The 18,673-nt window shown below is 37.0% G+C and carries 18 protein-coding genes; 3 read left to right on the forward strand and 15 right to left on the reverse strand.

Annotated elements, in window-relative coordinates; genetic code table 11:
* Positions 1-439: 439 nt before the first annotated feature.
* The 4 genes from MKX39_RS16795 to MKX39_RS16810 form a co-directional block, all read right to left on the reverse strand.
* Positions 440-1,039 (reverse strand): DNA-3-methyladenine glycosylase, encoded by a 600-nt coding sequence (locus tag MKX39_RS16795; protein ID WP_340771495.1) that lies wholly within the window; start codon positions 1,037-1,039, stop codon positions 440-442.
* 1 nt (position 1,040) lies between these two features.
* Positions 1,041-2,312, reverse strand: coding sequence for an acetyl-CoA hydrolase/transferase family protein (locus tag MKX39_RS16800; protein WP_340770607.1), 1,272 nt, complete (start codon positions 2,310-2,312; stop codon positions 1,041-1,043).
* Between the two features lie 105 nt (positions 2,313-2,417).
* Entirely contained in the window at positions 2,418-2,948 is a 531-nt protein-coding gene (locus tag MKX39_RS16805; RefSeq protein WP_340770609.1) for a DNA topology modulation protein, read from the reverse strand.
* A gap of 95 nt (positions 2,949-3,043) precedes the next feature.
* Positions 3,044-4,246, reverse strand: coding sequence for an MFS transporter (locus MKX39_RS16810; RefSeq protein ID WP_093537513.1), 1,203 nt, complete (start codon positions 4,244-4,246; stop codon positions 3,044-3,046).
* 180 nt (positions 4,247-4,426) lie between these two features.
* On the opposite strand from MKX39_RS16810, the gene thrC reads away from it, so the two are divergent.
* Positions 4,427-5,485, forward strand: a complete 1,059-nt coding sequence (gene thrC / locus MKX39_RS16815; protein WP_093537512.1) for a threonine synthase — start codon at positions 4,427-4,429, stop codon at positions 5,483-5,485.
* Positions 5,485-6,396 (forward strand): homoserine kinase, encoded by a 912-nt coding sequence (gene thrB / locus MKX39_RS16820; protein WP_340770611.1) that lies wholly within the window; start codon positions 5,485-5,487, stop codon positions 6,394-6,396. The genes thrC and thrB overlap by 1 nt, the downstream gene beginning before the upstream one ends.
* A 96-nt stretch (positions 6,397-6,492) precedes the next feature.
* Here the strand turns inward: thrB and zupT are convergent, their stop codons facing one another.
* From zupT to MKX39_RS16875, 11 genes are all read right to left on the reverse strand, one after another.
* A complete protein-coding gene (gene zupT / locus MKX39_RS16825; protein ID WP_093537510.1) occupies positions 6,493-7,302 on the reverse strand; it encodes a zinc transporter ZupT in 810 nt (269 codons plus the stop codon).
* A gap of 284 nt (positions 7,303-7,586) precedes the next feature.
* The gene (locus tag MKX39_RS16830; RefSeq protein WP_093537509.1) at positions 7,587-7,919 is read right to left on the reverse strand and encodes an antibiotic biosynthesis monooxygenase family protein; all 333 of its coding nucleotides are present in this window, start codon (positions 7,917-7,919) and stop codon (positions 7,587-7,589) included.
* A 34-nt stretch (positions 7,920-7,953) separates the two neighbouring features.
* Positions 7,954-8,310, reverse strand: coding sequence for a hypothetical protein (locus tag MKX39_RS16835; RefSeq protein WP_340763728.1), 357 nt, complete (start codon positions 8,308-8,310; stop codon positions 7,954-7,956).
* 93 nt (positions 8,311-8,403) lie between these two features.
* On the reverse strand, positions 8,404-9,054 hold the full coding sequence (locus tag MKX39_RS16840; protein WP_340763731.1) for a uracil-DNA glycosylase: 651 nt from the start codon (positions 9,052-9,054) through the stop codon (positions 8,404-8,406).
* Between the two features lie 45 nt (positions 9,055-9,099).
* Positions 9,100-9,711, reverse strand: coding sequence for a phosphatase PAP2 family protein (locus tag MKX39_RS16845; RefSeq protein ID WP_340770613.1), 612 nt, complete (start codon positions 9,709-9,711; stop codon positions 9,100-9,102).
* Positions 9,712-10,017: 306 nt separating this feature from the next.
* Complete coding sequence (locus MKX39_RS16850; protein WP_093537506.1) at positions 10,018-11,055, reverse strand: siderophore ABC transporter substrate-binding protein; 1,038 nt, start codon at positions 11,053-11,055, stop codon at positions 10,018-10,020.
* Positions 11,056-11,176: 121 nt separating this feature from the next.
* Entirely contained in the window at positions 11,177-11,944 is a 768-nt protein-coding gene (locus tag MKX39_RS16855; protein WP_093537505.1) for an iron ABC transporter ATP-binding protein, read from the reverse strand.
* Entirely contained in the window at positions 11,941-12,897 is a 957-nt protein-coding gene (locus MKX39_RS16860) for an iron chelate uptake ABC transporter family permease subunit (RefSeq protein ID WP_093537504.1), read from the reverse strand. Before MKX39_RS16860 ends, MKX39_RS16855 begins: the two co-directional genes overlap by 4 nt.
* Positions 12,884-13,840: an ABC transporter permease gene (locus MKX39_RS16865; RefSeq protein ID WP_093537503.1), complete on the reverse strand. Its 957-nt coding sequence runs from the start codon at positions 13,838-13,840 to the stop codon at positions 12,884-12,886. Before MKX39_RS16865 ends, MKX39_RS16860 begins: the two co-directional genes overlap by 14 nt.
* Positions 13,841-14,169: 329 nt before the next feature.
* Positions 14,170-15,015 (reverse strand): DUF6612 family protein, encoded by an 846-nt coding sequence (locus MKX39_RS16870; RefSeq protein WP_340770618.1) that lies wholly within the window; start codon positions 15,013-15,015, stop codon positions 14,170-14,172.
* A gap of 75 nt (positions 15,016-15,090) precedes the next feature.
* A complete protein-coding gene (locus MKX39_RS16875) occupies positions 15,091-16,578 on the reverse strand; it encodes a peptide MFS transporter (RefSeq protein ID WP_340763742.1) in 1,488 nt (495 codons plus the stop codon).
* Between the two features lie 324 nt (positions 16,579-16,902).
* On the opposite strand from MKX39_RS16875, the gene MKX39_RS16880 reads away from it, so the two are divergent.
* A complete protein-coding gene (locus MKX39_RS16880) occupies positions 16,903-18,621 on the forward strand; it encodes an ABC transporter ATP-binding protein (RefSeq protein ID WP_340763744.1) in 1,719 nt (572 codons plus the stop codon).
* The last annotated feature ends 52 nt before the right edge of the window (positions 18,622-18,673 follow it).

Here is an 18,673-nt window from a genome sequence, read left to right on the forward strand (position 1 = left end):
CCTTTAAGATCTAAATCTGTTTCTATTGTTTCCAAAGGGCTTTGGACAGACTTATTGCTCTATGATTACCGTTTGATTTTTTAAAGAGGTTGGTAGTGACTGACGTCACTACCAACCTCTTTTTTCACAGTAATCTTACAATCTTTTACTGTCCGTCGCTTTCCTACAACTTTTAGAAACGGGTTAGTTCGTTTTTGGGTAACTAGAGATATGAAACTCTCCTATTCATAGTATAAGCTCACGAAGATACAATTTCGTGAGCTCTTTCGCTTCTTTATTTAGGAAGCACTTACTATTTCTCTTTAATTCCATTAGATAAGGGAAAATCCACTTTCTTCCTCCCTCCTTGTAGAATAGTTTCCCTAATTAAAAGTCGATTTTATCCTTACATTAACTTGGACTACTCTTATCATCTAAAAAAACCAGTGAGGATCTAATTTCAGGTCTGCACTGGTTTTCTTGTTTTTGATACGAATGGATTATCTGTTTCCCAAAATCTATAGGGGTAATGTACAGCCTCTGCGCTGTTTTCAATGCCTATTCTCGGACCCGTTGATACAGCGATTACTGGCTCACCCTCTGCTATATACAAAGGCTTCTCAGTCCAATGGGAACCATAATGTTCCATTGATATACCCATGGCTTTTGTTAGCTTTCCGGGTCCGTTCGTCCACTGCTTCATTGGAAGATCATTACGGAATTCCTTCATTAATTCTAAGCCCTCTACTGGTTCCACAGCACGGATTAATATCGCATTAGGAATATCTGGAGGTGCCGAGACAACATTGATCAGGGTATGGGTGTGCATTTGATAACTGTATATCAAACCTGGCTCACCAAACATAATCTCTGTGCGCTTCGTTCTTCTATTTCCAAAACTATGCGCTGCTCGATCATCTGGTCCCATATACGCTTCCGTTTCTACAATCCTACCGATTATTAATCCACTTGGATGCTCATGAACAATATAGTTGCCTAATAATTGGCGGGCAAGCTCTAGAGTCGGTTGTTGAAAAAAACTTACATCAATTGGTTCCATATTAAATATAACCATTTTGTTTTGCTTCAAATGTTAACTCTTCCCTAAATTTCGGGTGTGCTATTGAGATAAGTTGTTTCGCACGTTCTGAAATTGGTTTTCCAAACATTTTAGCTACCCCGTACTCCGTAACAATCATATCTACATCATTTTTAGAAGTCGTAACAACTGAACCTGGACTAAGACTTAGTTTTATACGAGAAATTTCATCATTTTTTGCTGTAGAAGTCATACAAACAAAGCCTTTTCCTTCTTTAGCAAATCGAACACCACGAGCAAAGTCAGCTTGCCCACCAGTAGATGAATAGTACTTTCCAGCTACTGTTTCGGAAGCACATTGCCCGAATAGGTCAACTTCGGTAGTGGCATTAATCGAAACAATTCGCTCTTCTTTAGCAATTTCTCTTGGGTCATTCACAATACTGACAGGTAAAAACTCTACCGAAGGATTATTGTTTAGGAAGTCATACATTTTCTTTGAGCCATGAGCAAATGTTGCAATAATCTTCCCTTTATTCGTAAACTTTTGTGTACCATCTATAGCACCAGCTTGTACTAAATCAACAATGCCATCGACGAACATTTCTGTATGAACTCCTAAATGACGATGATTTTTTAACAAGCTTACTACTGCATTGGGAATTGAGCCAATACCTATTTGGAGCGTGTCTCCATTTTTAATCGATTCCGTCACATACTCAGCAATTTTCATGTCTTTCTCACCAATAGGAGCAGCAACATCCTCGAATAAAGGACGATCATTTTCAACAAATCCTGCTATTTGGCTAATGTGTATTTGGTTTTGGCCAAAAGTACGAGGCATATGCTGGTTCACCTCTAATATAAATGGTACTGTACCGATAAACTCACTTACGATATCTGCTTGTGTTCCAAGTGAAAAGTAACCAAATTCGTCCATTGGTGAAGCAACAGCCATAATCATGGAGAGATTTGTGGAGCTTTTTAATATACGAGGCATTTCATGAAAATGATTTGGCACTAAGTCTACTAAACCTTGGTAAAACTGTTTTCTTGTTGCCCCACTTAAGAAGTAAGAGACATGGTGTAGTTGCCCAGGAAACGCACCATTCATATACTTTCTAGATTGCAATGCAAGCAGTTGATGTATTTTTACATTCGTTAATTGATGTGCTTGATCTTCTAAAATGTCCAGTAATTTATGTGGTTCCCCGTTCGTTAGTGGAAGAATAATATCTGCATTATGTGGAATCAAATCAATTACTTGTTGTGCTGTTAGTAGTTTGTTATTCATATTGGCATACTCCTATGGTATTCGGTATTTTTTTATGCTCTTAGAAATCATAAAATCTACGACCTGTGGATAAACTTCTACAAATAATTATCCGTCCAGCGTTTTTCACGATTTACTCCTTGGTGCAGTCATTAGAAATCCTTCTACTTCTTTAGGATTTCTTAAAATGCATATATCTGTATTTTTGACGTTCCTTAATATGTCGAGGGTATGCGGACGTACATCCTGTGGAAATCGCCATACCCATTTTGCAAATTCCATATCCATTTTTTCCTTACAGCCCACAGCCATATCCGGTCGTGTTTTACCCCGATAGATCCATGCTCTCTTCAAGACTCTGTACGTGCATAATACTCTAGAGAAATCCAAAAAGACTATTAAATCTGCATAGGAAGTCCGCAACTCTAATGTCGAATCAAAATTTCCATCTATAATCCATTTATCTTTTTTTAACTCTTCTTGAATTTTTTCGCGAAATTCTGGCTTTGGTGTAGGGACCCAACCCTCATTCCAAAAAAGGGTATCGAGATGTATTAAAGGCAAACCCCATTGTTTAGATAATCGTTTGGACAATGTAGACTTACCAGCACCGCTTGAACCGATGATGAGTATGCGTTTATGTTTTAATTGATACATCCTCTGCCCCCCTTGTATAGCCATTCTTCATTTTACTATGTTTTCACCCTTAGGCAAAACAAAACCTGCTCCCAAGGAGGAACAGGTTTTGTTTTCTACTCTAATTCTATTTGTTTTGTTTCTGTGCCTAGGAACAGTACCGCCAATACTCCGATTACAATCGCAATACAGAAAATAGTGAAGATGTAGCCAATTTCATAGCCTCTCATAACTAGAGTCCCAACTAATAGAGGTCCTAAAATGCCTCCAATACGTCCAACAGAGGCAGCCATACCAGAACCAGTAGCTCGAATGACAGTTGGATATTGCTCTGGAGAATATGCATATAAGGCTCCCCATGCACCAAGGTTAAAGAATGATAGAAGAATTCCTGAAACCATCAATAGCGTTGTTGTCTCCGCAGAACCAAAGACGAATGCACTTGCCGCAGTTCCCAATAAATATGTAATTAATACAAATTTACGTCCTGCCTTCTCTATTAACCAAGCTGCTGAGAAATAACCCGGTAATTGAGCTATCGTCATGATCAATACATATTCAAAGCTTTTAATAAGCGTAAATCCTTTAATGACCATTACACTTGGTAACCATAGGAACATTCCATAATAGGAAAATACAACTGTAAACCATACTATCCATAACATTAACGTTCGCTTCGCATATTTCTTTGACCAAACCTCACTCATATTTTGCATAATCGTTCTAGTTTCGGACTTTTTCTCTGTATATTTAGGCGAATCGGGTAATTTTAAACGTAAGTAAATTGCATAAAATGCAGGTAATGCAGTAATTATTAAAGCAATTCTCCAACCGTAATCAGGAATAATAAAATAGGCAATGATTGCGGAAATAATCCATCCTGCGGCCCAAAAGCTTTCTAAAAGAACAACTACTTTTCCTCGTTCTTTTGCTTCCACACTTTCAGATACTAATGTTGACGCTACCGGTAGCTCTCCACCGAGACCCATTCCTACAAAGAATCTTAAAATTAAAAATGCCGCAAGTGTTGTTGTTAGTGCGGACAATCCACTTGCAATAGAAAACAACAGTAATGTAATCATAAATATTTTCTTACGTCCTACTTTGTCTGCAAAAACTCCAAAAACAAGAGCCCCTACTGCCATTCCAATAGAGTTGACACTACCAATCCATCCCATTTGCTCTGGTGATAAATTCCAATCTATCGCTAAGGCTGCAATTACAAATGAAAGAATCCCAACGTCCATTGCATCGAACATCCATGCAAGTCCTGCTATCCCGAGTAATTTATTTTTTGATATCTTTTTTTGTTCTTTCATGCTACTTTTTCACTCCTGTCTTTACACCTGTAAAGTTTTTAGTTTACCTGTTTAGTATACGCATCCAACATCAAAGTTACAATATAAATTTTACCTTGTTTTTTCCACTTTATTAGAGTAAAATGTCCTTTATACAAATACATATGTTTGTTCAAGGAGAACAGAGAGGTGGAATACATCATGGCTTGGCAAGGACTAATCGAAGAATATAAGGAGTTTTTACCAGTAACAGAAAATACCCCTAAATTGACTTTGCTGGAGGGTAATACTCCTCTCATTAAGCTAGAAAATATTTCAAAAGAATTAGGCGTCGAAGTATACGTGAAAGTAGAAGGAGCAAACCCTACTGGATCTTTTAAAGATAGAGGTATGGTTTTTGCAGTTGCAAAAGCAAAGGAAGAAGGAAGCAAAGCAGTTATTTGTGCTTCTACAGGAAATACGTCAGCCGCGGCTGCTGCTTATGCGGCTCGTGCTGGAATGCGCGCAGTTATTGTTATACCCGAAGGAAAAGTAGCTGCAGGAAAATTAGCTCAAGCATATATGTACGGAGCAGAGGTTATTCAAATAGAAGGAAACTTCGATGTAGCACTGGATATGGTACGCGCAATTAGCGAAACCTCTCCTATTACACTAGTGAACTCAGTTAACCCATATCGTATTGAAGGACAAAAGACTGCTGCCTTTGAAATTTGCGATGTGTTAGGAATAGCTCCAGACTATCTAGCAATACCAGTAGGAAACGCCGGTAATATTACGGCTTACTGGAAAGGTTTCAAAGAATATAACGACAAAAAACAAACAGGTTTACCTCAAATTTTTGGATTTGAGGCAGAGGGCTCTGCTGCTATTGTACAAGGAAAACCTATCGAATTCCCTGAAACAATTGCTACTGCAATTCGTATCGGTAATCCAGCAAGTTGGAAAGGTGCTGAAGCTGCCCGCGATGAGTCTAATGGTGTCATCGAAGCTGTAACGGATGATGAAATTATCGAAGCCTATAAACTAATCGCAAGCAGAGAAGGCATCTTCGCAGAGCCTGGCTCATGCGCTTCAATAGCTGGACTACTACGTTCCGTAAAAGAAGGAAAAATAGCAGCAGGAAGTACAGTAGTTGCAGTATTAACTGGCAATGGCTTAAAGGATCCACAAACTGCAATTGATGTTAAAGTTGCTGAGCCCCATAAACTTGAAAGTAATGCTTCAGCTCTTAGCGCATTTATAGAGGAGGTGCTAGTCTAATGGTTTGGTGTATTTCAATACCAGCAAGTACAGCGAACCTTGGACCAGGCTTTGACTCCATCGGTATCGCCCTAGACAAATATTTAGAACTGGAAGTCGAATTAGGATTTGATTGGAAAATCATTAACTTGTCCGGTAATCTTCCGGATGTTCCAAACCCACTAGATCACTTAATTGTCCAAGCAGCTGAAAAAACGGCCGAGTTACATGGTTTTTCCCTTCCTCCATGCACAGTGAGAGTGAAGAGTGAAATTCCACTAGCAAGAGGAATGGGGAGCAGTGCTTCAGCCATTGTTGCTGGTATTGAGTTAGCCAATCAAATTATGGAGTTACATCTAACTGCACAGGATAAACTAAAAGTTGCAACACTAATGGAAGGACATCCTGACAATGCAGCAGCTTCCATTTTTGGAGGTTTTACCATCTCTTCTAATGCAGCAAACGGGGAGATAAATGTATTTCATGCAAATCACATCGAGGCCTCATTTGTGTTATTTATACCCAACTTCGAATTAAAAACAACAATGGCGAGACAAGTTTTACCGGATTCTTATTCACGTCAAGAAGCAGCACAAGCAAGTGCAATCGCAAACTTATTAACTGCCGCTTTCCTATCGTCAGCTTTTGAACAGGTTGGAACTTATATGGAACAAGATTTGTTTCACGAGCCTTACCGACTTGATATGATTCCACAGAGCAAAGAGATAAAAATAGCAGCTAAACAAGCGGGTGCTTATGGAACTTGTATCAGTGGTGCAGGACCTACCCTGCTCTCGTTAGTGGAAAAAGGAACAGAACAGGATTTCATCTCTAAGTTAAAAGGTCAATTCCCTGATTTTAATCTCGTTGAAGTACCTATGAATCGCACAGGTATTGTCGTTACGATTAAAGATACAGAGAATGCCCACTAAAGGAAACTTTCACTAGTCAGAAGTTATACATTCCATTATAAAAGGCAGTGCAACTTCGTTTGAAGGTTACACTGCCTTTTTATGATTGAGCTTTTATTAAGCTAGGAGAACAAGACTTAAGGCCATTACTGCCATTCCTGCAACGAGTCCATAAATAGATGAATGGGTTTCATCATATTTTTTCGCTGCTGGCAATAACTCATCTAAAGAAATAAAGACCATAATCCCCGCTACTCCGGCAAATATTACTCCAAACATGACTCCATTTAAATAGGGCATCAGTATTAAATAAGCTACGAACGCTCCAACCGGTTCCGCTAAGCCAGACAAGAAAGATAACTTGAAAGCTTTCTTACGACTACCAGTTGCATAATATATAGGAACTGCTACAGCAATTCCTTCCGGTATATTGTGAATAGCTACGGCAACGGCAATTGCAATCCCTAAATTGGGATCTTGTAGAGCAGATGCAAAGGTTGCAATTCCCTCTGGAAAATTATGAATCCCTATTGCAAGTGCTGTAAAAACACCCATTTTCATGAGTTTTGTCTGCTCAGCATTACTGATTTTGACATCCATATCTTCTACACTTTTAACTTCATGTGGGTTACCAAGACTAGGTATTAATCGGTCAATTACCGCAATTACGAACATCCCACCGAAAAAACCAACTAATGTCATCCAATACCCATTTGTCTCTCCAAGTTCAGCAACGAGAGAGTCCTTAGCTTTCACAAAAATTTCTACCAAGGATACATAAATCATGACACCTGCTGAGAAACCTAGTGCAACGGATAAAAATTTAGTATTTGTGCGAGATGTCAATAATGAAAGTAGACTACCAATACCAGTTGCCAGACCAGCAAATAATGTAAGTAATAAAGCAAACGCTACATTTCCATCCATTGACCCAACTTCTTTCTATTTATCGATTTTCATTTATTATACGCAAAATGTTTCCTTTGCGCAACTCTTTTCAACTAGTGAAAATATAATTTTTTTATTTTTACGAATTCTACAAATTTATTACTAATTATGGAGACATCACTTCGTTATTTATTTCTTCCCTAAGCAACAGTGGTTTAACCTATAAGTGATGTTATTAAACAAAAAAGCATTGGAAGAAGTGTATACCACTTAATCCAATGCTAATTTTTTTATCATAATATGACTACTTTTGTTATTATATTCTATTCCACAACAGTATAACTACCATGTTCCATAGCAATTACAAATTCAGGCTGTGGTGGTTTTCCACCATGCTCTTTTATTTTCTTTTTATGTCCGGCAATATGCTCAGGACTCTTTTCCCATGCTTTCCAAGCCTCTTCTGATTCCCAACGAACAATCATTACTACTTCTTCTTCACCTCGACGAACATTCTTAACTAATAACTCACGCCCGATGAATCCTTCACGTTGTTCAATCAATGATGGACCTTGATCTGGTTTCTTCTTAAAACGTTCAAGAATCTTATCGGCATTTCCTTCTGTCACTGTCCATTTACGAATTTGTACTAACATTTCTATTCCCCCATTTTTATCTTAGCGATTGTTTTTAATTTTGTGTATCAATTGGTTTTTCTTCATTAATTGTGTCTTGAGTTGTGGGTTCTTCTACTTCATATAGTTCAAATAACTGTGCAAACTCTTCCATAAGAGTTTCTACTGCCTTCAATTCACCAACTATAATCGGATTAATCGATTGTAATTCAGGAGTTTCTAATTGCTTCTTTAATGCGTTTGATTTCATATTCATCATATCATAAAACGCTAACGCTCTCCCACGTCGGAACGTTTTCGCACCATGTCTTTTTTCTTTGTCTTCTGCTTGTAATGGTCTTCCTCTACGTCTACCCTCCCGATGGTTTTCGTCTCGGTCATGTCTCCCTAGAGGATGTGATTCACTTCTCATACAAAGCCCCCTTTGTATACGTTTGTATACTTATATATATATTGTATACAAACGTATACATCGAGTCAATCAATTAACTCAATTCAAATACAATCAATACTTTCTATTCGTTAAATAATTCCCAATATTAATCCAATCTTGCTCAAGAAAATCGCGGTTGGAAGGTCTATAAAACACAGAGGCAGGGTGGTAGGTAGGAATAATCATATAGCTTTCATCCGACCATTCAAATTCAATAGAATCTAGTGATTTTAAGTGACGTACTGGTCGATGAAGCAGTTCTCCATGTAACTTGGAAACCTTTGCCTCTTTTCCTAACAAACGCTGTAAACCTACATTCCCTAACGTAACAATAATATTAGGGACAATATTTTTTAGTTCATAATCTAATATGGGTGCATGTGCCACTATTTCTAATTGGGTTGGTGGGCGATTATACTTTTTTTGTATTAACTCACCATTACGAGTCTTCTTATCTCTCCATACATATGGCCGGCTACGAACTGCACTAGTCATATATACGTCTTCTCTGGTCAATCCAATACTTTCTAATGACTTGTTGAGTTCGTCACCTGCTCTACCGATAAATGGAACTCCTTTTATAGCCTCATTCTCTCCAGGAGCTTCGCCTATAAGTAAGATACTTGGTTTTTTAGGTCCCTTCCCTTTAACAAACCCTTCTACAGGAAACCCCTCTATCCGATTGATCCCAAGTTTAATAAGCTCCTGTGGTATTTCAAACATATACCCCACTCCTTTAGAAAAAACCTTTCCAACGAGGAAAGGTTTCTACTCTGTATACTTTTTAAAAACTCTGTTTCTGTATTCATACCACAATGCTACGATGACAAACCAAGAATACCCAATCATCCACCCAGCTAAAACATCTGAAGCATAATGCCTATGTTCCGCAATCCGTGAAAGTCCAACCATTATGGTAGCAAATATAGCGACTAACCAGATTAGAACTCGTTTCGGTTTACTCGACTGATGCTCTGTTAAAAAGTAGGCAATGGTAAATAAATATAAAAGGCCCACCATGGCATGTCCAGATGGAAAGCTAAAGGTCTCCAGCTGTTGTGGAATATCTGGTCGTTCTCTTTCCACCCACTTTTTAAGCATTTGATTCAGAACATTTCCAAACCCTACAGAGAGTAAAACAAAAAGCATTCCTCGATAATTTTTTGAGCGTAACCAAAGATAAATAACTAATAACAGCGTGACAAATATAATAAATTTAGTGTCCCCGAAATTATGAAAAAATCCTATAATATTATTATCTCCAAATATTTGGGACATTTGATTATCAAACTGTGCTATTTCTTTTGAATTGAAATATACGAACAGTGCTGCAAAACCTAATAATGTTACCAGACTAAGTGGATAAAACCATTTCTTCAAAAAATCCCTCCTATCCCATAACAAAATTATAAGCTAGTAATATATGGATGTACAATGAATACCTACCCTTTAAGCAGAATCTGTTTATAGTCTTCGAAAGACCTGCGGGCAGAATTCCGGCTAACTATTAATCGAGTTATTCTGATGGAGATTATGAGAAGTTGGAAAATCAGGCGGGATGATTGAGCCAGATAAGATATCAAATGGCACGTTAGAGATGATACCGACTTATCGATCCTCATAAACGTATAAAAAAAGAACTACTCTACTCGTTTACACGAATAGAGTAGTTCTGGTTACTATGAATTATTTTAATTCATCTAAGATTTCTTGTAACTTTGCTGTCTCAGTTGTTACACCGTTGCTTGAGAAGTACCAGTTCGTACCATCTAAGTATACGATTTTGCCTTCTTTATAAGCACGAGTTTGTTTAATAATATCATTTTCGATATCCGCTTTAATCGTTTCTACATCCGAAACTGTGCGGTCAATTACTAATAATACTTCTGGATCTACTGAAAGTATTGACTCATAAGAAAAGTCTGATCCGTGTGAAGATGCTTCAATATCAGTTGTTGCTGGTTTGAAACCGAAGTCATTGTACACATATGCAAAACGTGATTCTGCACTGTTATCAAAGCCAGACATTTTTTTGTCATTATACATAGCAACTAATGCATTTTCATAGCCAGTTGCTTTTTCTTTCACTTCATCTACTTTTTCTTGTAATGCAGCTTTTAGCTCTTCACCTTTTTCCACTTTATCAAACATATTAGCCGCTAAGTCTACTGTTTCATAAACTGCATCAATATAGTTAGAGTTATCTGAACCGATAAATACTACATTTGGTGTAATTTCTTTTAACTCTTCATAGAAGGCTGTTTGACGACCAGAGATAAAAATGATATCTGGATCTGCAGCTGCAACTGCTTCGAAGTTAATAGATTTTAAAGTACCAACATCAGCAATTTCATCACTTGGTGCATACTTTTCTTTCAAGTGTTCTGGAATATTCCCTTGACCACCGTTAGCTGCTACACCTACGATACCTTCAACACCTAAAGCATCAAGAGTGTCTAAGAAACCGTAGTCTAAAGAGATAATGCGCTTAGGCTCTTCTTCTAATGTAATATCTTCAAAAGTAACTGAAGCACCTTCTTCTGTTTCACGAGCAGTACTTAAAGAAGATACCGTCATCGGATATGCCGACTCTTCTGCTACATCTTTTTCTGTATCACTTGCTTCGTTTGTTTCAGTTGCCTTTGGTGTTTCTGTTTCTTCTGATCCACATGCAGCTAACATTAATGCTAATGCAGCAGCAGTAATTATATTCCATTTCTTCATTCTAAATTTCTCCTCCTAATAAATGCTCTTTCAAGTTTTGATTGATAATGAAAATCATTCTCAATCAACTATTTCAAATTCTAATTTAGTTTGCTTCAATTGTCAAATACTATCTTGAAAATTAATTGTGTGAATTAAAATAGACGCAAATTCTACATCCATCTTGCACTTGAACAGGAATGTGCATATCATACACTTCACGTAAGGATTCTGAGTTGATAATCTCTTCCGTAGGACCATCTTTTACTAGACGTCCATTTTTTAATGCAACAATTCGGTCTGAATAGACAGAGGCAAAGTTAATATCATGCAATACGATTACAACTGTTTTACCTAGCTCATCCACCAATTTACGCAAAATTTTCATAATTTGTACAGAATGCTTCATATCGAGATTGTTTAAGGGTTCATCAAGCAAAATATATTCAGTATCTTGCGCAATAACCATCGAAATAAATGCACGCTGTTTTTGACCACCTGAAAGCTCATCTAAAAACATATCTTGCATATCTGTTAAGTTCATATAATCTAACGCTTGGTCAACGAATTTGTGATCTTCTGCGTTTAACCGGCCTTTTGAATACGGATAACGCCCAAAAGCTACAAGTTCCCTAACAGTTAAACGAATATTAAAATGATTTGCTTGCTTCAAAATTGCAACACGTTTTGCAAATGCATCAGACTTCATTTTCTTTACGTTTGATTGATCTAACAATACTTCTCCTGTATCCGCATCTAACAATCGACTTACCATTGATAATAGCGTTGATTTACCCGCACCATTAGGTCCAATAAAGGACGTAATGGCTTTCGAGTGAATTTTTAGAGTGACGTCTTCGACAACAGTTTTTTTCCCAAAGCTTTTAGAAAGCCTTTTAATCTCAATCATGCCGCTTTCCTACTTTCCTTTAGTAATAAGTATATAAAGTAAAGACCACCGATAAAGTTAATAATGACACTAATCGTTGTTGTTAAATTAAATACATGTAGCACTAAAAATTGTCCACCGACTAATGCAATAATGCTTATTAAGCTTGCACCTATTATTAAGACTGAATGTTTGTATGTAGCAAAATATTGATATGCCAAGTTAGAAACTATTAAACCTAAAAACGTAATTGGTCCTACTAACGCTGTGGATACAGCTATTAAAATCGAAGATAAAATCAAAATACGTAATACCATTTTGTCATAGTCAACGCCTAAGTTCATAGCATTGTCACGCCCTAAAGCCATAACATCCAACTTATGTAATATGCGTGAACCATAAAGAAATGCTAAAACTAAAATACCTGCGGATAAAAATAGCAACTCTGTTTTTACGTTCATAAAGCTCGCAAACAATCGAGCTTGTAAACTTTCATATTCTACAGGATCAATTATTACCTGCATAAAGGTACCTAAGCTTCCAAGTAGCGTACCGAGAACCATACCTGCTAATAGTAATAAAAAAATTGGATACTTATCTGCACGGAATAAGAAACGGTATAATATTAAAGCAAATAAAACCATCGCTATAATGGATACTCCAAAGTTTAAGTAGCGACTTACAACAAAAATCGAAGTCGATCCTAACGCAAAGTAAATAATCGTTTGAACTATCTCATACATAGAGTCAATACCCATAACCGATGGAGTTAATAGTCGATTGTTCGTTACGGTTTGGAACGCGATAGAAGCAAAAGCGATCGCTGTTCCTGTAATGACCATCGCAAACATTCGTTCTAAACGTTTCGGAAATGCATAACTAAACCCACCTTGGATATTATAAAAAGCAAATAACAGCATACAAATAATTGCAATAACTGCTAATATAATTAGCTTCGTACTATTTTTGCGCATATGCTTTCCCCCTAAACAACATAATTAAGAAGATCACACTACCGATTACTGCAACGGTTGTGTTAACGGGAATTTCATATGGATGTACGATTAAGCGGCTAATAATATCACAGAACAATAAAAATGCTGCACCCATAAAAATAGTATGGGGTATCGTTTTACGCAAATTATCCCCTAAATACAGAGAAACAAGGTTTGGCACTATTAATCCCAAGAACGGAATTACACCAACAGTTAAAATAACTGTTGTCGTAATAATAGCCACAATTATTAAACCAATATTCAACACTGTTCGATAACTTAAACCTAGATTTTTAGCAAAATCCTCACCCATACCTGCAACAGTAAACTTATTGGCATATATATAAGCAATAATGATCGCTGGTACAGCTACATATAGAAGCTCATAGCGCCCAGATACAACTAACGTGAAGCTTCCTTGGAAAAACGCATCTACATTTTGTAAAATGTTTGCTTCGTATGCTAAGAAAGTAGATAGTGCCCCAATAACATTTCCGTACATAATCCCGATAAGTGGAACAAACACGGCATCTTTGAACTTAATACGCTCAAGTAGTTGCATAAAGATAAATGTACCAATTAAAGCAAAAGCAAAACTAAAAAGGATTTGTCCAATATAAGATAAACCTGTAAAGAATATCATTGATATGATAATCCCTAATTTTGCTGCATCTAATGTACCAGCCGTTGTTGGCGACACAAATTTATTTCGACTTAAACTTTGCATGATTAAACCTGCAATACCCATCCCTGCGCCAGCTAAAATTATAGCTAATAATCTTGGTAAACGACTTATTAAGAAAATCTGTGTCTCTAACGATTCCCAATTAAGCAAATGACTCGGTTTTATGTCAATCGCACCAATAAATAGCGAAATAACTGACAGGATGATCACTGTAACTATCAACATCCACAGTCTCATTTTAAACCCCATATTTCTTTTATTCTCAGACGATAGTGAAATTTCTTCCACACTGAGTAAACATTTATTTATTGTACATAGAAGATATTTTTATAATAAACAGCATTGAAAATCATTATCAATTACCATCAATTTAATTATAGCATCCTGACTATTTAAGTCAATGTCTAAATGAAAACGTTTGTCATTTAGATATAGGAACGAGTGACTATTCCCCTATATTAATCCGACCCTATCCTACTTTGGTTTAATTAAAAAAACTGTTTCAATTGTCGAATTTCATAACAATTGAAACAGCCTATTAAGCTAAAACCTATTCTATTATTTTATTAAATTGATGTAGCGCTATCAATAATCTCTTGAGGAACGACAATTTCCCCTATTTCATTGAACTTAGAGAAGTCTGTTTTAGCATCCATTTTTAGATTCATTGTTTCTCCTTCCATCGTCATATCCATATCTATCACTGTATCTAATTTGGTCGTTTGATACGATTCTTTATCAATATGGACTACGTAGTCAACCGAGTTAATCGTAAAGTCTAAGTTAATATTTTCACCTGCAGTTAAATTTTGAAGTGCTTCATCTACCTGGTCTTTCACAAGGGCAGTAAACTCTTCACCACTGCCTTTCAGTGTTAGAATATAGGTGTCATCGTCTTGTTCAAATTCTACTTGTTCTAAATATTCCTGTAAGGGTTGCAGTTGAGTAGCTGGATCTGTTTGGTTTGCAGAACTCATGATTTGGTCTACCATTTCCTGAGGGAACTTCATCCATTGTGCAGTTGTGCCTTCATACACATACATTGCATCTTCTGTAATATAAGTCTCCACCTCAGTTTCTTGAGACTCTCCACCTTCACCCATACCCATCATTGTCGTTGTGCCCTTTTGGTGCATTTGCATTGGTTCCAGTATATATTCCATATCTAGCGCTGACTTAATGTCCAAAGTCATTTCTTCACTAGGCATTGTCATCGTCTGATTCATATCTATCGTGCCTTTAACGCTTTTTAACTCTTCAGAAACTTTCATTGACTTGTCATATACTTCTTGTAAAGTAAGTTTACTAGTTTCTGTTACCTCTTTTTCTTGTACGGGTGTTGCAGTTTCGTTACAAGCAGCTAAGCCTAATGTTAAGGTTGCTATAGATAATAGAGCTGTCCATTTCTTCATAAAAATAATCATCCCTTCTCAGTAAGATACTTACTTTACGGGATGATTACTTATAAAGTTTCACTATTTTGAATTTTACTTAACGCCACGCATATATTTTTGGATTAATGGAGTCATTATATAGAGTAATAAACCAATTACTAAAGCTACTACACCTATAACACCGAAGTATATAATTTCGTTTTCTGGTGAGTAAAATTTAACAACTTGGGCATTGATAGCTTGAGCTGACGCGTTCGTCATAAACCATAAACTCATCGTTTGTGCTGCGAATGCTCCCGGTGCAAGTTTCGTTGTCGCAGATAATCCTACTGGTGATAATAATAACTCACCTAATACTACAAGGAAGAAACTCAGTACTAGCCAGAAAGGACTAACTAGAGAGTCAGTACCGTTGAAGTAAGCTGGAATAATCATGACGATGAAGGACATCCCCGCAAAGAACAAACCAAATGAGAATTTCTTAGGTGTAGATGGTTGTCTGTCACCTAGTTTTACCCACATCCACGCAAACACTGGTGCAAGGGCTATGATGAACAATGGATTTAAAGATTGGAACCAGGCAGGTGAAATCTCAACAGATCCAATCATTAAGTCTACTCGTTCATCTGCATACTGTGCTAAAATGTTGGACCCTTGTTCTTGAATTGCCCAGAACATCATAGCTGCAACAAATAATGGGATGTATGCAAGTAAGCGAGACTTTTCATCCTCTGTTGTTTTACTGCTTCTATACATAACGATAAAGTACAAGGTAGGAATAACAATACCTAAAATAGAAACTGTCATGATGAAACTATCAATTGTTAAAATACCTTGTTGAATCAATATGAATCCAACAATTAAAATAATGACTAAAGCAATACCAATTCTAGTTAGTACTTTTTTACGTTCATCTTTGGCCATTGGGTTTGGCACATATGTACCTGCTAACCCTAAATATTTCTTTTTGGTTACTAAAAATACGACTAAACCAATTGCCATACCGACCGCAGCAAGACCAAATCCTAAATGGAAGTTATACTCAAGACCAATTGTTCCAACGATTAAAGGTGCGATAAACGCTCCCATATTAATCCCCATATAGAAAATGCTAAAACCTGAATCACGACGAGTATCTTCTTTAGAATACAGATCCCCGATAATACTTGAAATATTTGGTTTCAACAAGCCTGTCCCAATGATGATTAATGCCATCGAGGCAAACAAAGTAGTTAAACCACCAGGGAATGCCAAGACGATATGACCGAACATGATGAGAACCCCACCATAGAATACCGTTTTCGTCGTACCGAATAGGCGGTCAGCTATCCAACCTCCAATAATTCCAGACATATAAACTAGTGAACCATATACAGCCATAATGGAGTTAGCAGTAGAACGTTCTAGTCCCAATCCTCCCTGCGTTACTTCGTAATACATATAGTAGATTAGTATTGCGCGCATTCCATAGTAAGAAAAACGCTCCCAAAACTCCGTGAAAAACAATGATAGTAATGCTTTCGGATGACCAAAAAATCCCTTCTGAGGGACGGATTTAACTATCTCTTCTTTTGTTGCCATTTTTTTACCTCTTTTCTAATTTTGAAAACATTAGGAATACACTCTATCGCCATATTAATGGATTACATGAAAAGTAACCTAATGCCCATAAAACTAACAAGACACATATTATAAACTGCCCTTTTGCAATTGTCAAAAAACCTTTTATATTTCAACTAGGAAGATTACTAGTAAAAAACAGCGTAATATCAACGTTCTAATATAAAATACAGAGCAAATTTTGACTGAAATTGGAATTTTATTTATTCTATCGAATTTAATTATTTCGACTTTTGAAATTGTTGGTTATAATAGTCGTTATGACAGAAGGAAGGAGCTAAGAAAATGCTCAAGAAGTTTTTTTCATATTACAAACCGCATAAACGACTATTTATCATTGACTTCAGTAGTGCTGTATTTGTCGCAATTTTAGAGCTCGCATATCCAGTTGCAGTTCAATGGTTTATCGATGACTTGTTACCTACTGGGGATTGGAGCATGATAACAAAAATCAGTATCCTACTATTGGTAGTATTTATCCTCAGCACTTTTCTACAGTATGTCGTAAGTTATTTTGGCCATAAACTCGGCATTAATATAGAGACCGATATGAGACAGCAATTATTCACCCACGTTCAACGCCAATCATTCCGGTTCTTTGATAATACGAAGACAGGTCATATTATGAGTCGAATTACAAATGATTTATTTGATATTGGTGAACTTGCCCATCATGGTCCGGAGGATTTGTTCATCGCTATTATGACATTAATCGGTGCTTTTACGATTATGTACAATATTAATCCGGAACTTGCGATCATCGCTATTGTCATGGTGCCGATCTTATCCGTCGTGGCAACGTACGGTAACATTATGATGAATAGAGCATGGAAAAACATGTACGGAAAAATTGCAGATGTAAATGCACGAGTGGAAGACAGTGTTTCTGGTGTTCGTGTTGTTCAATCATTTACCAATGAAACTTTTGAAATTGGCCGTTTCAAAGAAGATAATGGACAATTCCGTTTAGCTAAGCTGGTGGCCTATAAAGTGATGGCCGGTACACATTCTAGTATTTATATGTTAACTCGTCTCGTAACATTGGTCGTGCTTGTTGTCGGAGCTTGGTTTACATACAAAGGAGCTCTTACCACCGGGGAACTTGTAAGTTTTGTACTATATGTCAACGTGTTGATAAAACCTGTTGATAAAATAACGGCACTACTTGAGCTATATCCTAAAGGAATGGCTGGTTTCAAACGCTTCTTAGAACTAATTGAACAGGATCCTGAAATTCAAGACTCTCCAAACGCCCTAACTGTTCAGCATTTAAAAGGAGATATAAATTTCGAGCAAGTTGGTTTCCGATACGATGAACATAAACCTGTATTAGATAATATTAACTTGTCTATTAAAGCAGGAGAAACTATCGCATTCGTAGGTCCATCTGGAGCAGGGAAAACTACTATTTGTTCCCTAATCCCAAGGTTTTACGATGTTCAAGAAGGAGCGATTTCCGTAGATGGATTGAACATCCAAGATATTACGATGAAATCATTGCGTTCTCAAATTGGTATTGTTCAACAGGATGTATTTTTGTTCACGGGATCTATTCGTGAGAATATTGCCTATGGTAAACAAGATGCAAGTGAGGAAGAAATTCGAGACGCTGCCAAAAAGGCACATTTAGAAGATATGATTGCTTCTCTACCAGAAGGTTATGATACACAAATCGGGGAGCGTGGACTTAAGTTATCAGGTGGACAAAAACAACGCCTTGCGATAGCTCGTATGTTCTTAAAAAACCCACCAATTCTAATTCTGGATGAAGCTACATCAGCTCTTGATACGGAAACAGAGCGGTTTATCCAGAAGTCTTTAATGGAGCTAGCCGAAAATAGGACTACCCTTATCATTGCACATAGATTGGCAACTATCCGTGATGCCGACCGTGTCCTTGTTGTAACAGAAAAAGGAATCGAAGAAGATGGTTCCTACAGTGATTTAGTAGCACAGGACGGAATATTTGCTAGATTGCATAACATACAGTTCCAAGAGGTTTAATATTAAGGAAACCAAAAAAGTTGTCTCCCAGTAGAATACCTACCGGCGAGAC

The organism is Psychrobacillus sp. FSL K6-1464, from assembly GCF_038003145.1.
Taxonomy (GTDB): domain Bacteria; phylum Bacillota; class Bacilli; order Bacillales_A; family Planococcaceae; genus Psychrobacillus; species Psychrobacillus psychrotolerans.